The 14979-nt window shown below is 65.6% G+C and carries 14 protein-coding genes; 9 read left to right on the top strand and 5 right to left on the bottom strand.

Features of this window, described 5'->3' with window-relative positions; all coding sequences use genetic code 11:
* The first annotated feature begins 8 nt into the window (after positions 1–8).
* The 9 genes from atzF to WCL58_RS05675 all read left to right on the top strand — a co-directional run bounded on the left by atzF (position 9) and on the right by WCL58_RS05675 (position 12347).
* Complete coding sequence (gene atzF / locus WCL58_RS05715; RefSeq protein ID WP_336850708.1) at positions 9–1847, top strand: allophanate hydrolase; 1839 nt, start codon at positions 9–11, stop codon at positions 1845–1847.
* Complete coding sequence (uca, locus tag WCL58_RS05710) at positions 1840–5460, top strand: urea carboxylase (protein ID WP_336850707.1); 3621 nt, start codon at positions 1840–1842, stop codon at positions 5458–5460. The genes atzF and uca overlap by 8 nt, the downstream gene beginning before the upstream one ends.
* 14 nt (positions 5461–5474) lie before the next feature.
* Positions 5475–6194 carry a GntR family transcriptional regulator gene (locus WCL58_RS05705; protein ID WP_084827869.1) on the top strand — a complete coding sequence of 240 codons (720 nt, stop codon included), beginning with the start codon at positions 5475–5477 and terminating at the stop codon, positions 6192–6194.
* Between the two features lie 26 nt (positions 6195–6220).
* Positions 6221–7489, top strand: a complete 1269-nt coding sequence (gene urtA, locus WCL58_RS05700) for an urea ABC transporter substrate-binding protein (protein WP_089185674.1) — start codon at positions 6221–6223, stop codon at positions 7487–7489.
* 56 nt (positions 7490–7545) lie between these two features.
* Positions 7546–9126 (top strand): urea ABC transporter permease subunit UrtB, encoded by a 1581-nt coding sequence (urtB, locus tag WCL58_RS05695; protein WP_060421130.1) that lies wholly within the window; start codon positions 7546–7548, stop codon positions 9124–9126.
* On the top strand, positions 9126–10202 hold the full coding sequence (gene urtC / locus WCL58_RS05690) for an urea ABC transporter permease subunit UrtC (protein WP_159317785.1): 1077 nt from the start codon (positions 9126–9128) through the stop codon (positions 10200–10202). Before urtB ends, urtC begins: the two co-directional genes overlap by 1 nt.
* Complete coding sequence (gene urtD, locus WCL58_RS05685) at positions 10199–11005, top strand: urea ABC transporter ATP-binding protein UrtD (RefSeq protein ID WP_015377102.1); 807 nt, start codon at positions 10199–10201, stop codon at positions 11003–11005. The genes urtC and urtD overlap by 4 nt, the downstream gene beginning before the upstream one ends.
* A gap of 12 nt (positions 11006–11017) precedes the next feature.
* On the top strand, positions 11018–11716 hold the full coding sequence (urtE, locus tag WCL58_RS05680; RefSeq protein ID WP_149572085.1) for an urea ABC transporter ATP-binding subunit UrtE: 699 nt from the start codon (positions 11018–11020) through the stop codon (positions 11714–11716).
* Positions 11717–11834: 118 nt separating this feature from the next.
* Positions 11835–12347: a DUF2165 family protein gene (locus WCL58_RS05675; protein WP_049272535.1), complete on the top strand. Its 513-nt coding sequence runs from the start codon at positions 11835–11837 to the stop codon at positions 12345–12347.
* Between the two features lie 22 nt (positions 12348–12369).
* Here the strand turns inward: WCL58_RS05675 and WCL58_RS05670 are convergent, their stop codons facing one another.
* The 5 genes from WCL58_RS05670 to WCL58_RS05650 all read right to left on the bottom strand — a co-directional run bounded on the left by WCL58_RS05670 (position 12370) and on the right by WCL58_RS05650 (position 14951).
* Entirely contained in the window at positions 12370–12882 is a 513-nt protein-coding gene (locus tag WCL58_RS05670) for a GNAT family N-acetyltransferase (protein ID WP_159317786.1), read from the bottom strand.
* Between the two features lie 23 nt (positions 12883–12905).
* Entirely contained in the window at positions 12906–13253 is a 348-nt protein-coding gene (locus tag WCL58_RS05665) for a type II toxin-antitoxin system RelE/ParE family toxin (protein ID WP_159317787.1), read from the bottom strand.
* Complete coding sequence (locus WCL58_RS05660) at positions 13213–13473, bottom strand: type II toxin-antitoxin system Phd/YefM family antitoxin (protein ID WP_033637606.1); 261 nt, start codon at positions 13471–13473, stop codon at positions 13213–13215. The genes WCL58_RS05665 and WCL58_RS05660 overlap by 41 nt, the downstream gene beginning before the upstream one ends.
* Before the next feature lie 68 nt (positions 13474–13541).
* Entirely contained in the window at positions 13542–14777 is a 1236-nt protein-coding gene (locus WCL58_RS05655; protein ID WP_336850702.1) for an FAD-dependent oxidoreductase, read from the bottom strand.
* 51 nt (positions 14778–14828) lie between these two features.
* The gene (locus tag WCL58_RS05650) at positions 14829–14951 is read right to left on the bottom strand and encodes a hypothetical protein (protein WP_336850701.1); all 123 of its coding nucleotides are present in this window, start codon (positions 14949–14951) and stop codon (positions 14829–14831) included.
* Between the last annotated feature and the right edge of the window lie 28 nt (positions 14952–14979).

The following is a 14979-nucleotide window of genomic DNA, read 5'->3' as shown; positions in this document are numbered from 1 at the left end:
TTCAGCCGATGAGCGACCCTGTTGAAACGTGCGGTTTTACCCTCAGTGAATGGCAGCACCATTATCAAACCCGTCCGGCGGGTGAGCGCCTCGCCTGCGTCAGCGCGACGATCGAAACGCTGCTCGCCGGGCTGAACCCGGACGATAACGCCTGGCTGTATCTCGCCACGCCGGCGCAGCGCGAGCAGCAGTATCGGCAGCTCGCGCAGTTGCTGGCGGCGGTCGCCGGCGATCTCAGCTGCCTGCCGCTGTTCGGCGTGCCCTTCGCCATCAAAGACAATATCGACGTCGGCGGCTGGCCAACCAGCGCCGCCTGCCCGGCGTTCACCTATCAGGCCGCGGCGGATGCCACCGTGGTCGCCAACCTGCGCGCCGCCGGGGCGATCGCCCTCGGTAAAACCAACCTCGACCAGTTCGCTACCGGGTTGGTGGGCACCCGCTCACCTTATGGCGCGGTGGTCAACAGCTTCGACAGCCGCTACGTCAGCGGCGGTTCCAGCTCCGGCTCCGCCTCGGTGGTGGCGCGCGGTCTGGTGCCGTTCGCGCTGGGCACCGACACCGCCGGTTCGGGGCGCGTGCCCGCCGGGTTCAACAACATCGTCGGGCTGAAGCCGACCAAGGGCCGGTTGTCCAACCGCGGCGTGGTGCCGGCCTGCCGGTTGAACGATACGGTGTCGGTCTTCGCGTTGACGGTGGCCGATGCGGCGCAGGTGGCGGAACTGGCGAGCGGCTTTGACGCGGCAGATCCGTATTCCCGCCCCGATCCGCATACCGCGCCGGCGGATATTCCCGCCGCGCCGCGTTTCGCCATCCCCGCCCAGCTGGAGTTTTTCGGTGACGTTCAGGCCGAGCGGGCGTTTCACCGCGCGCTGGCGCAGCTGCAGGCGGGCGGCGCCACGCTGGAACCCCTCGATTTCGCGCCGTTTCGCACCCTGGCGGAGCAGCTGTATTACGGCCCCTGGGTGGCGGAACGCACGGTGGCGATTGAGCAGGTGCTGGACGCGAGCCCGCAGGCTATCGACCCGGTGGTGCGCGGCATCGTCGGCAACGGCCTGAGCTACAGCGCCTGCGACGCCTACAAGGCGGAATACCTGCGCGCCGAGCTGGCGCGGCAAATTGCCCAGCGGCTGGCGCCGTTCGACGCGCTGGTGGTGCCGACCGCGCCCACTATCCGCACCCTGGCGGAGATGGCGCAGGAGCCGGTGCTGTTCAATTCGCAATTCGGCACTTACACCAATTTCACCAACCTGGCCGATCTGAGCGCGCTGGCGCTGCCGGGGCCGCTGCGCGAAGACGGGCTGCCAGCGGGCATCACCCTGATTGCGCCCGCCTGGCATGACCGGGCGCTGGCGGCGTTTGGCCTGTGCTGGCAACGGCAAAGCGCCTTACCGCTCGGGGCTACCGGCCGGGCATTGCCGCCGCAGCCCACGCCGGCCCCGTCAGCGGGACACGTGCGTCTGGCGGTAGTGGGCGCTCACCTCAGCGGTATGCCGCTCAACGTCCAGCTGACGCAGCGCGACGCGGTGCGGGTGGAGCAAACCGTCACCGCCCCCTGTTACCGCCTCTACGCGCTGGCCGATACCGAGCCGCCGAAGCCGGGGCTGGCGCGCGCGGCGCAGGGGGCGGCGATCCGCCTTGAGCTGTGGGACATCCCGCTGGCCCGTTTCGGCGAGTTTGTGGCGGAAATCCCGGCGCCATTGGGCATCGGCACGCTGCTGCTGGCGGACGGCAGGCGGGTGAAGGGGTTTATCTGCGAAGCCTGGGCGCTGGAAGGCGCCACGGATATCACTGAGTTTGGCGGCTGGCGCGACTATCTCGCCAGCCTTAAGGGGCATGAACATGTTTAATACCGTACTGATCGCCAACCGCGGCGAAATCGCCTGCCGTGCCATTCGCACCCTGAAACGCCTGGGCGTCACCAGCGTGGCAGTCTACTCAGACGCCGACCGCAATGCGCCGCACGTCACCGAAGCCGATAAGGCGGTGGCGCTCGGCGGCGACAAGGCCGCCGACAGCTACCTGTGCATCGACAAGATCCTCGCGGCTGCCGCCGCCACTGGCGCGCAGGCGATCTACCCCGGCTACGGCTTTTTGTCCGAGAGCGCCGAGTTTGCCGAAGCCTGCGAGGCGGCGGGCATCGCCTTTATCGGCCCGACGGCGGCACAGATCCGCGAGTTCGGCCTCAAGCACCGGGCGCGCGAGCTGGCGGCGTTGGCCGGGGTGCCGATGACGCCGGGCACCGGCTTGCTGGAGAGCGTTGAGCAGGCGGTTACCGCCGCCGCGCGCATCGGCTACCCGGTGATGCTGAAAAGCACCGCCGGCGGTGGCGGTATCGGCCTGACGCGCTGTGACGACGAGGCGGCGCTGCGCGACGCGTACGACAGCGTCAAACGGCTGGGAGAGCAGTTCTTCCGCGACGCCGGCGCCTTTATCGAACGCTTCGTCGATCGGGCGCGCCACGTCGAGGTGCAGATTTTCGGCGACGGCCAGGGGCGGGTGGTGGCGCTCGGCGAGCGCGACTGCTCGCTGCAGCGGCGCAACCAAAAGGTGGTGGAGGAAACCCCGGCGCCGCACCTGCCGGCGGCGACCCGTCAGGCGCTGCATCGGGCGGCGGTGGCGCTGGGCGAATCGGTGAATTACCGCAGCGCCGGCACCGTGGAATTCATTTACGACGCCGCGCGCGACGAGTTTTACTTCCTGGAAGTGAACACCCGCTTACAGGTCGAGCACCCGATCACCGAGATGGTCACCGGGCTGGATCTGATCGCATGCATGCTGCAGGTGGCGGCGGGCGACGCGCTGGATTGGGCGGCGTTGCAACGCGCGCCACAGGGCGCGGCGATCGAAGTGCGCCTCTACGCCGAAGATCCGCTGAAAAACTTCCAGCCCAGCCCCGGTGTGCTGACCGAGGTGCATTTCCCTGACGACGTACGCCTCGACGGTTGGGTGGCGACCGGCAGCGAAGTCTCGGCGTTTTACGACCCGATGATCGCCAAGCTGATCGTGCACGGCGCTGACCGCGCGCAGGCGTTGGAAAAACTGCGCGTGGCGCTGGCGGCGACCCGTTTGCACGGCATCGCCACCAACCTCGACTATCTGCGGCAGGTGATCGCCACGCCGCAATTTCAGCGCGGCGACGTCTGGACGCGCCTGCTGGACGAGGTGCGTTTCCAGCCGCACTGCCTCGAAGTGCTGCAACCCGGCACCTACAGCAGCGTGCAGGATTATCCCGGCCGCCTCGGCTATTGGGACATCGGCGTGCCGCCGTCCGGCCCGATGGACGACTTCGCGTTCCGGCTGGCCAACCGCATCGTCGGCAACCACCCGGCGGCCGCCGGGCTCGAGTTTACCCTGCAGGGGCCGACGCTGCGCTTTCACTGCGACGCCACCATCGCGCTGACGGGTGCCAGCTGCCCGGCCGATTTGGACGGCGAAGCGGTCGCCTACTGGCGGCCGATCGCGGTGCGGGCCGGGCAGGTATTGACACTGGGGCGCGCCACGCACGGCTGCCGCACCTATCTGGCGGTACGCAACGGCTTTGACGTGCCGGTGTATCTCGGTAGCCGCTCCACCTTTGCGCTGGGCCAGTTCGGCGGCCACGCCGGGCGCACCTTGCGGGTGGCGGACATGCTGGCGATCGCCCAACCGGCACTGGCGGCCAGCACTACGCCGGCGCCGATCGCCGCGCCGCAGGCGATGGACGACAGCCTGATCCCGTACTACGGCGACCAGTGGCACATCGGCGTGCTGTACGGTCCGCACGGCGCGCCGGACTTTTTCACTGCCGAATCAATAGAGGCCTTCTTCGCCACCGACTGGCAGGTGCATTACAACTCCAACCGCCTCGGCGTGCGCCTGGCGGGGCCGAAGCCCGAATGGGCGCGGGAGGACGGCGGCGAAGCCGGTTTGCATCCTTCCAACGTGCACGACTGCGAGTACGCCATCGGTGCAATCAACTTCACCGGCGATTTCCCGGTGATCCTGACCCGCGACGGGCCCAGCCTCGGCGGCTTCGTCTGCCCGGTGACCATCGCCAAGGCCGAGCTGTGGAAAGTGGGGCAGGTGAAGCCGGGCGACCGCATCCGGTTCCATCCGATCGGCTTTCGCCAGGCGCAGTCGCTGGAGCAGGCGCAGCTTGGCAGCATCGAAGCGCTGGCGGCGGTGAAGGCCATCACCCTGCCGCCGCCGGATCTGGCCCCGGCGGAGACCGTTTCCGCCGCGGTGCTGGCGGCGCTGCCGGCGGCGGAAGGGCGCCCGGCGGTGGCGTATCGCCAGGCGGGGGACGGTTACATTCTGATGGAGTACGGCGACAACGTGCTCGATCTGGCGCTGCGGCTGCGCATCCATCTGCTGATGCAGTCGCTGCGAGAGGAGGCGATACCGGGCGTGGCAGAGCTGGCGCCGGGCGTGCGTTCGCTGCAGATCCGCTACGACAGCCGACAGATTAGCCAGGCCGACCTGCTGCAGCGCCTGCTGGCGCGCGAACGGGCGCTGGGGGACGTCAGCCGCCTGAAGGTGCCGACGCGCACCGTCTGGCTGCCGATGGCGTTCGAGGATTCGGCCACGCTGGGCGCGGTGGATCGCTATCAGCAGACGGTGCGCGCTTCGGCGCCCTGGCTGCCGAACAACGTCGATTTTATCCAGCGCATCAACGGCCTGAGCCGACGCGAACAGGTACGCGACATTCTGTTCGACGCCAGCTACCTGATCCTCGGTCTGGGAGACGTTTACCTCGGCGCGCCCTGCGCGGTGCCGCTCGATCCGCGCCATCGCCTGCTGAGCTCCAAATATAACCCGGCGCGCACCCACACCGCCGAAGGAACGGTCGGCATCGGCGGCATGTACATGTGCATCTACGGCATGGACTCGCCGGGCGGTTACCAACTGGTGGGGCGCACGCTGCCGATCTGGAACAAATTCCTCAAAAACCCGCAGTTCACCGCTGGTGAGCCCTGGCTGCTGCGCTTCTTCGATCAGGTGCGCTTCTACCCGGTCAGCGAGCAAGAACTGGACGAGCAGCGCGAAGCGTTCCGCGAAGGGCGCATGCAGGTGCGCATCGAAGAGAGCGAATTCGACTTCGCCGCCTACACCGATTTCCTGGCCGACAACGCCGAGGCGATCGCCGACTTCCAGCATCGCCAGCAGCAGGCGTTCAGCGCCGAAGTGGCGCGCTGGCGCAGCGATGACGACGAGGCCGAGGCGCAGCTGTTGCCGCCGGAGGAAGAAGACGCCATCGACGGCGATCGGGTCAGCGCCGATCTGAACGGCAGCGTGTGGAAGATCCTGGTGGAGCCGGGGCAGGCGGTGGCGGCCGGTCAGCCGCTGATCGTGGTCGAGGCGATGAAGATGGAGCTGGCGGTCACCGCGCCGCGCGCCGGGATCGTCAAACGCATCAGCTGCCGGCAGGGGCGGCCGGTCGGGCCGGGCGACGCCCTGCTGTGGCTGGAAAAAGCGGTCTGAACGGAGGGGCGATGATGCAAATCACCAACGGGGAGCACAAGGCGCGGCCTGAGGGGCTGGCGGAGCGCATTTATCTGCAGCTCAAGGCCGACATCTTCGAGTTTCGCCTGCTGCCGGGCGATCGCTTCAGCGAAAGCGACGTGGCGCAGCGCATGGCGGCCAGCCGCACGCCGGTGCGTCAGGCGCTGTTTCGGCTCGAGCGCGAAGGCTATGTCGAGGTGCTGTTTCGCAGCGGCTGGCAGGTGCGGCCATTCGACTTCGCCTACTTCGAAGAGCTGTACGACCTGCGCATCGTGCTGGAACAAGAGGCGGTGAAACGGCTGTGCGAATGGCCGGCCGGGGAAACGCCGGCCGCGCTGGCGGCGCTGAACCGTTTTTGGACCGAAGCGCCGCGTCTGGCGGACGGCCAGGCGGTGTCGCAGCACGATGAGCAGTTTCATCAGGCGTTGGTGGCCGCGGCGGGCAACGGCGAGATGGCGCGCATTCACCGCGAGCTGACCGAAAAGATCCGCATCATTCGCCGGCTGGATTTCACCCAGCAGGCGCGGGTGGACGCCACCTACCGCGAACACGCCGCCATTTTGCAGGCGATCCTGCAGCGGCAAAGCGAGGCGGCGCAAGCGCTGCTCGGCGAGCATATCGCCGTCAGCAAGGCAGAGGTACGAAAAATAACGCTGCACATGTTGCATCAGGCGCGGGCCCAGCAGCCCGCGCGCTCGGCGCAACGATTTTGATTTCACACACATCAGGAGTTTGAACTATGCAACGTCGTCGTTTTATCAAAGCTTTTGCGCTGTCCGCCGCCGCGATCGGCCTGGGCCTGGCCTGGAGCGCGCAGGCCGCCGACACCATCAAGGTCGGCATTCTGAGTTCGCTCTCCGGCACCATGGCGATTTCCGAGACGCCGCTGAAGGATGTGGCGCTGATGACCATTGACGAGATCAACGCCAAAGGCGGGGTGCTCGGTAAAAAGCTGGAGCCGGTGGTGGTGGATCCGGCCTCCAACTGGCCGCTGTTCGCCGAGAAGGCGCGCCAGTTGCTGAGCCAGGACAAGGTGGCGGCGGTGTTCGGCTGCTGGACCTCGGTGTCGCGCAAGTCGGTGCTGCCGGTGTTTGAGGAGCTGAACGGGCTGCTGTTCTACCCGGTGCAATACGAAGGCGAAGAGATGTCGCCGAACGTGTTCTATACCGGCGCGGCGCCGAACCAGCAGGCGATCCCGGCGGTGGAATACCTGCTGAGCGAGGACGGCGGCGGCGCCAAGCGCTTCTTCCTGCTGGGCACCGATTACGTCTATCCGCGCACCACCAACAAGATCCTGCGCGCCTTCCTGCACAGCAAAGGCGTGCAGGACAAGGATATTGAAGAGGTCTACACGCCGTTCGGTTACAGCGATTACCAGACCATCGTCGCCAACATCAAGAAGTTTGCCGCCGGCGGCAACACGGCGGTGATCTCCACCATCAACGGCGACTCCAACGTACCGTTCTACAAAGAGCTGGCCAACCAGGGCGTCAAGGCCACCGACGTGCCGGTGATCGCCTTCTCGGTCGGCGAGGAAGAGCTGCGCGGCATCGATACCCAACCGCTGGTGGGCAACCTGGCGGCCTGGAACTACTTCGAATCGCTGGATAACCCGACCAACAAGCAGTTTGTCAGCCAGTGGAAAGCCTACGCCAAGGCGCACAACCTGCCGAATTACGCCACCGCGGTCACCAACGATCCGATGGAGGCCACCTACGTCGGCCTGCACATGTGGGCGCAGGCGGTGGAAAAGGCCGGCACCACCGACGTCGATAAGGTGCGCGCGGCGATGGCCGGGCAAACCTTCGCCGCGCCGTCGGGCTTCACGTTGACCATGGACCAGACCAACCACCATCTGCACAAGCCGGTGATGATCGGCGAGATCGAGGGCAACGGCCAGTTCAACGTGGTGTGGCAGACCGAAGCGCCGGTGCGCGCACAGCCGTGGAGCCCGTATATCGCCGGCAACGACAAGAGGCCGGATTACCCGGTGAAGGGCGGCAAGTAACGTCACTCAGCGCCGGCGCGGCTCAACGCCCGCCGGCCCAACAGAAGAGGCAGCTGATGCAATCTCCGTTTTTATCTTCTCTGCGCGTCGGGCTGTGGCTGCTGTGCGCCTGGCCCCTGCTGGCGCAGGCCGGGCCGGCCGATGAGTTTGCGGCGGCCAACCGTGCGCAGCAGGCCAAACTGCTGCAGGCGTGGGCGGCCGAGCCGGACGCCGCGCGCCTGCCGCTGCTGCAGGGGCTGCAGCAGGAAACCGTGGCGATCGACGGGGCGAAGCGCGCCTTTATCCGCCAGGGCGATCGCTATCTGCCGCTCGAGGGCGAGGCGGCCCCGGTTGGCGAACCGAAGAAGGTGTGGCTGAACAACCGGCTGCGCATTCTGATTGCCAACGCATTGTCGGCGCAGCGGCTGGTCAGCGCGGACGCGGCGGTGCGGCTGCAGGCGGCGAGCGCACTGCAGCGCGAAGCGAACGGCGAGCAGCTGCCGCTGTTGGCCCGGCAGCTGGCGCGGGAAACAGACCCGCAGGTGCATCAGGCGCTGAGCCTGGCGCTGGCTAACCTGCAGCTGGCCGACGGCAATCCGCAGGTGCGTTTCAATGCGGTGCGGCTGTTGGGCGAATCGGGCGAGCCGGAAACCCGCGCGCGGCTGCAAGCGTTGACCGACGCCGCCCACGAGCCGGACGCTGCGGTGCGCGCCGAGGCGCAACGCAGCCTGCAGCAGGTGCAGCACCGCCTGATGATCGGCGATCTGCTCGGCCAAGCGTTCAGCGGCCTGTCGCTCGGTTCGATCCTGCTGCTGGCGGCGCTCGGGCTGGCGATCACCTACGGCCTGCTCGGCGTCATCAATATGGCGCACGGCGAAATGCTGATGCTCGGCGCCTATTCCGCCTACCTGGTGCAGGGGCTGTTTCAGCAGTTTGCGCCGCAGTGGCTGGCGCTCTACCCGCTGGCGGCGCTGCCGGTGGCGTTCGCCATCACCGCCGGGATCGGCATGCTGCTTGAGCGCACGGTGATCCGCCACCTGTACGGCCGGCCGCTGGAGACCCTGCTGGCCACCTGGGGCATCAGCCTGGTGTTGATCCAGCTGGTGCGGGTGCTGTTCGGGGCGCAGAACGTGGAGGTCGCCAACCCGGCGTGGCTGTCGGGCGGCGTGCAGCTGCTGCCGAACCTGGTGCTGCCGTGGAACCGCATCGCGGTGATCGCGTTCGTGCTCTTGGTGCTGGCGATGACCTGGCTGCTGCTGAACAAGACCCGGCTCGGCATGAACGTGCGCGCGGTGACGCAAAACCGCGCGATGGCGGCCTGCTGCGGCGTGCCCACCGGGCGGGTGGACATGCTGGCCTTCGGGCTGGGATCTGGCATCGCCGGGCTCGGCGGGGTGGCGCTGTCGCAGTTGGGCAACGTCGGGCCGGAGCTGGGGCAAGGCTACATCATCGATTCGTTCCTGGTGGTGGTGCTCGGCGGCGTCGGCCAGCTGGCGGGGACGGTGGCGGCGGCTTTCGGCCTCGGCATCGTCAACAAGATCCTCGAGCCGCAGATCGGCGCCGTGTTGGGCAAGATCCTGATCCTGGTGCTGATCGTTCTGTTTATTCAAAAGCGCCCGCAGGGGCTGTTCGCCCTCAAGGGCAGGGTGATTGACTGATGAGCCAACCATTGACCGTGACCGGCGTGCAGAAAGCGCCCCGGCTGGCGTTGAGCATCGGCGGGCTGGCGTTGCTGGCGCTGCTGGTGATGCCGTTCATGACGCTGTTGCCGGCGGATCATCCGCTGGCGGTGTCCACCTATACCCTGACGCTGGCGGGCAAGATCCTGTGCTACGCGGTGGTGGCGGTGGCGCTCGATCTGGTATGGGGCTATGCCGGGCTGCTGTCGCTCGGCCACGGGCTGTTCTTCGCGCTCGGCGGCTACGCCATGGGCATGTACCTGATGCGGCAGGCGGCGGGCGACGGGCTGCCGGCGTTTATGGCGTTCCTCTCCTGGAATGAGCTGCCGTGGTTCTGGAGCGGCACCCAGCATTTCGCTTGGGCGCTGTGCCTGATCGTGCTGGTGCCGGGCCTGCTGGCCTTCCTGTTCGGCTACTTCGCCTTCCGCTCGAAAATCAAAGGGGTGTATTTCTCGATCATGACCCAGGCGCTGACCTATGCCGGCATGCTGCTGTTCTTTCGCAACGAAACCGGCTTTGGCGGCAATAACGGCTTTACCGGTTTCACCACGCTGCTCGGCTTTCCCATCACCGGCCCCGGCACGCGGGTGGCGCTGTTCCTGGCGACGGTGCTGCTGCTGGCCGCCAGCCTGGCCATCGGCTTTGCGCTGGCGCGCAGCAAGTTCGGCCGGGTGCTGACCGCGGTGCGCGATGCGGAAAACCGGCTGACCTTCTGCGGCTACGATCCGAAGGGCTTCAAGCTGTTCGTCTGGACGCTGTCGGCGGTGCTGTGCGGGCTGGCCGGCGCGCTCTATGTGCCGCAGGTCGGCATCATCAACCCCGGCGAAATGTCGCCGACCAACTCGATCGAGGCCGCCATCTGGGTGGCGCTCGGCGGGCGCGGCACGCTGGTGGGGCCGCTGCTCGGCGCCGGCATCGTCAACGGCGCCAAGAGCTGGTTCACCATGGCCATTCCCGAATACTGGCAGTTCTTCCTCGGCCTGATGTTTATCGTCGTCACGCTGTTTCTGCCCAAAGGGGTGATCGGCCTGCTGCGCCGGAGGAAAAGCTCATGAAAGCGATGCAAGTGACCGACGAGCTGTTTACCCACCCGCTGCCGGCGGATAAATACCGGCAGCAAACCGATCCGGTGCTGCAGCTCGACAACGTCAACGTCAGCTTCGACGGTTTTCGCGCGCTGACCGATCTGTCGCTGCGCATTGGCGTCGGCGAACTGCGCTGCGTGATCGGCCCCAACGGCGCCGGTAAAACCACGCTGATGGATGTGATCACCGGCAAGACCCGGCCGGACAGCGGCAGGGTGTTTTACGATCAGACCGTCGATCTGACCCGGCTGGCGCCGATGCAGATCGCCCACGCCGGCATCGGCCGCAAGTTTCAAAAACCGACGGTGTTCGAGGCGCTGACGGTGTTCGAAAATCTGGAGATCGCGCAGAAAACCCGCAAATCGGTGTGGGCCTGCCTGCGCGCCCGCCTGAGCAGCGAACAGCGCGACCGCATCGACGAGATGTTGAAGACCCTGCGGCTGGGGCATGAACGCCACCGGCCCGCCGGGTTGCTGTCCCACGGGCAGAAACAGTTTCTCGAGATCGGCATGCTGCTGGTGCAGGAACCGCACCTGCTGCTGCTCGACGAACCGGCGGCCGGCATGACCGACGCCGAAACCGACTACACCGCCGAACTGTTCCGCGAGCTGGCGGGCAAGCATTCGCTGATGGTGGTGGAACACGATATGGGGTTTGTGGAAACCATCGCCGATCGCGTGACGGTGCTGCACCAGGGGCAGGTGCTGGCGGAAGGATCGCTGGCACAGGTGCAGGCCGATGAACGGGTGATTGAGGTATATCTGGGGCGCTGAGGAGGCGTAACGATGCTGCAGGTAGAGGAATTGAATCAGTATTACGGCGGCAGCCACATTCTGCGCGGCCTGTCGTTCGAGGCGCGCATCGGCGAGGTGACCTGCCTGCTGGGGCGCAACGGCGTGGGCAAGACCACGCTGCTGAAATGCCTGATGGGGCTGGTCCCGGCGCGCAGCGGCAGCGTCCGTTGGCAGGGCGAAACCATCACCGGTAAAAAACCGCATCAGCGGGTGCAGACGGGCATCGCCTATGTGCCGCAGGGGCGGGAGATTTTCCCGCGCCTGACGGTGGAGGAAAATCTGCTGATGGGGCTGGCGCGCTTTTCCGGCGCCGCCGCGCGCACGGTGCCGGATCCGATCTATGACTTGTTTCCGGTGCTGCGGCAAATGAAGGATCGGCGCGGCGGCGATCTCTCCGGCGGGCAGCAGCAGCAGTTGGCGATCGGCCGGGCGCTGGCCTGCCGGCCGCAGCTGCTGATCCTCGACGAGCCGACGGAAGGGATCCAGCCTTCGGTGATCAAGGAGATCGGCGCGGTGATCAAGCAGCTGGCGGCGAAGGGCGATATGGCGATCCTGCTGGTGGAACAGTTTTATGACTTTGCCGCCGATCTGGCGGACAGCTATCTGGTGATGTCGCGCGGTAGCATCGTGCAGCGCGGCGCCGGCAGCAATATGGAACAGGACGGTGTACGCGGGCTGGTGGCGATTTGAACGAGGCAAAGGGAGCCGCATGTCTGAAAGTCGTGCAGCTGTTTCTCCTTGCGGATGTTATGGACTAATCTAAAAGGCGTTTTTTATTAATCCCTTGCCATGGATAGCTAACATCATCATGAACGAAATCACTGTGTCACGCCTCGGTTGCATTGTCCTGTCCCTGTTTCCGGCCCTGTGGGGGCTGTTCAGCCTGTTGAACAATACGGCGGATTTCGCCGGCACCGCGCGCAATGCGGTGGGCCCGCTGCTCGCCATGCAGGATACCTATCAGACGCCGGGGTTGATGTGGCGCGCGATCAGCGCCGACTGGGCCTGCATGTTGGGGTTGGCTGTCATCACCACGCTGGAAACGCTGGCCGGCCTATTCGCGGCCGCAGGCGTGGTGCTGATGATCGGGCGATTGAAAGGCCCTTACGCCGCCTTCGCCAAGGGTAAAGCCTGGGCGATGCTGGGGGCGATTTGCGCAATTGCGGTGTGGGGCGTCGGCTTTATGGTGGTCGCCGGCGACTGGTTTATGGCCTGGCAGGCCAAGAAGGATCCGCTGGCGGTGCAGCTGGGGGCGCTGATCTACCTGGCGCCCAATGCGTTTGCCTTGCTGTTCCTGATGCTGCAGCGGGAGCCGCGCTAAACGACGGCGGATCGGGGCGCGGTTACAGCGCCTTGCTCATCGCCCAAAGTTCGATGGCACCCTGTTCGCTGGTGTATTGGGCCTCGCCACATACGGCCAGGCCTTGCCGCTGATAAAAGCGCTGGGCGTCGGCGTTCTGTTTCAGCACTTCCAGCCACAGCAGGGGCTGACGGCGTTCGACGGCCCGCCGCTGCACCTGTTCGAAAAATTGTCGGCCGAAACCGCGCCCGGCGTAATCCGGCAGGAAGTAGATCTTTTGCAGTTCGGCGCCGCGCCGTTGGGTGGCGGCCAACAGGCTGTCGAAGTTCACGCGCGCATAGCCGACGAGGGCGTCATCCTCATAGGCCAACAGCCAGCACACGTCGGGATTGCGCAGCGTCCGTTCCAGCGCGGAAATGGAAAAATCCTCAGCCAGAAAGGCCTCGAGCTCGTGCGGGTAGCGCCACAGCTCACCGAAGTGCGCGCGATAGGTGCGGATGCCGATATCGCGCACCTGCGTTAAATCTTCCAGCAATGCCTGACGGACGGTGAACATCTGTGCCCTTTGAGTAAGAAAAATTACAGCCGTTGTTCCAGATGCCGGTGGGGCACCATCGCCTGGTGCAGAATGGCAAGAACGGTGATGCCGGCAGGCCGGCTGCGGTAGTAGATCCTATGGCTGGCGTAAGGAAAACTGCGTATCTCTTCGCCCAGATCGTGAAAGTGGGCCTTACCCGCTTCCGGCATATCCGCCAGATGATGCATGACCTCTCTCAACTGCTCAATATAGCGGCGAGACTGCGCTTTGCCCCAGTGCTCGACGGTGAAATGACGAATAGCCAACAGATCTTGTTGGGCTTGCGGGGTGAGGCGAAACGCCGGCATATCAGTCGGTTTCGTCGGTGAGCAGACGGTTGAAGAAGGCATCGCCGTCTACCGCCTTACCGGCGTCTTCCTCGGCGGTAGCCTGCGCGATTTTTTGCTGCAGCGCGCGTAATTTGAGATCTTCCAGCGCCTGGTAGTCTTCTACCGACATGACGACGGCGACCGGTTTGCCGTTGCGATTGATTTGCACCGGCTCACGCTGCGCCTTGAGCAGCAAATCGCCGAATTGGGTTTTGGCCTCGTTCGCGCTGAGTGCGTACATTTAATCGCTCCAGTTAATTAAATCGTTCGATTTAACCATTATACGGTGCGATGGAAAAACAACCAATATTATTCCGGCGGGCAGATGTCGTTGGACAGATGTCGCGGCGTTTCACGGCGAAAACCCAGGCCGATGATGCGGCCGAACAGGCGCGGCAGCCAGCGGCTGTTGCCGACGCGGGCGATCAGGCGCGAACCGCCCGCCGCGCGGCGTTCGCCCGGCTTGCGCTGGCTCATTTTGATCTGCAAAAACTGGATGGCCCGGGTGGGGAATTCGCGCCGGCGCTGCACGCTCAGCAGATGCTTCAGCTGCAGCCGATGCTGGCGCAGCGGCGGGATCAGGGCGTTGGCGGCGGCCACCGCGTCCTGAATCGCCAGGTTGACGCCCACGCCGCCGATCGGCGACATGGCGTGCGCGGCGTCGCCGATGCACAGCACCCCCGGTTTGGCCCAGCGATCCAGACGATCGATGCGGATGCTCAGCAGCTTCACCTGATCCCACTCGACGATCTCCTGCAGGCGATCGTCCTGGAATGGCGCCACCTCGGCGAGGTGCAGCAAAAATTTCTCCAGGCCGCTGCGGCGGATCGCGTCGAAGCTGCCTTTATCGATCGAGTAGCCGCACTGCCAGTAGTCGCCGCGATCGATCATGATGAAGTTCTGCTTCGGCCCGGTATGACCCATCGACCAGGCCGGATCGCCCGGCTGCTTGCTGAGCTTCATCCACAATACGTCGCGCGGGGCGCCGAAGGAGCGGCTGCTGAGCGCCGCCTGCTCGCGCACCACCGAGTTGCGGCCGTCGGTGCCGATCACCAGCTGGCTGCGCACGCGGATCGGGCCTTCCGGCGTGTCGGCCAGCACGCCGCATACCTGGCCGCGGTCGTAGAGCAGCTGATGAACCTGCGCCGAGGTCAGCAGCCTGAAATGGGGGAACGCGGCGGCCTGCTGTGCCAAAAAGTTGAGGAACTCCCACTGCGGCATAAAGGCGATAAATTTGCAGCGCGTCGGCAGGCGAGTGAAATCCGCCAGCTTAATGTCGCGCCCGGCGACTTCGGCGTGCAGGGATTCGGCACGCTGGTGTGGCAGCGTCAGCAGTTCGTCGAGCAGGCCCAGCTGGTGCATGACTTCCAGCGTCGACGGGTGAATGGTGTCACCGCGAAAATCGCGCAGGAAGTCGGCGTGCTTCTCCAGCACCGTCACGTCGATCCCCGCCCGCGCCAGCAGATAGCCGAGCATCAGCCCGGCGGGGCCGCCCCCCACGATGCAGCAGGTGGTGGCGTAAGGTGTGATCGGTGATGACGGCATGGCGGTTGACCCCGGAGAGCGGCCCGCATCCCGCGAGCCGCAAGTGAATGTTCAATATTGATAATGATTATCAATATCAAGTTTGACTGTCAACCCGCGGCGCAGTGTGGTCAAAGGGGCGGACAGAGGATCGTAATCGGCGGGCAGGGTGAAACGGTATTGCATCGCGAGCATAAGGATTCTCCGGAAAGACATTGACCGG

Source organism: Serratia sp. TMDUHS_CL (assembly GCF_037137105.1).
Classification (GTDB): domain Bacteria; phylum Pseudomonadota; class Gammaproteobacteria; order Enterobacterales; family Enterobacteriaceae; genus Serratia; species Serratia nevei.
The sequence above is the reverse complement of the archived record's forward strand: the minus strand, read 5'-3'. Positions and strand labels throughout refer to the sequence as shown.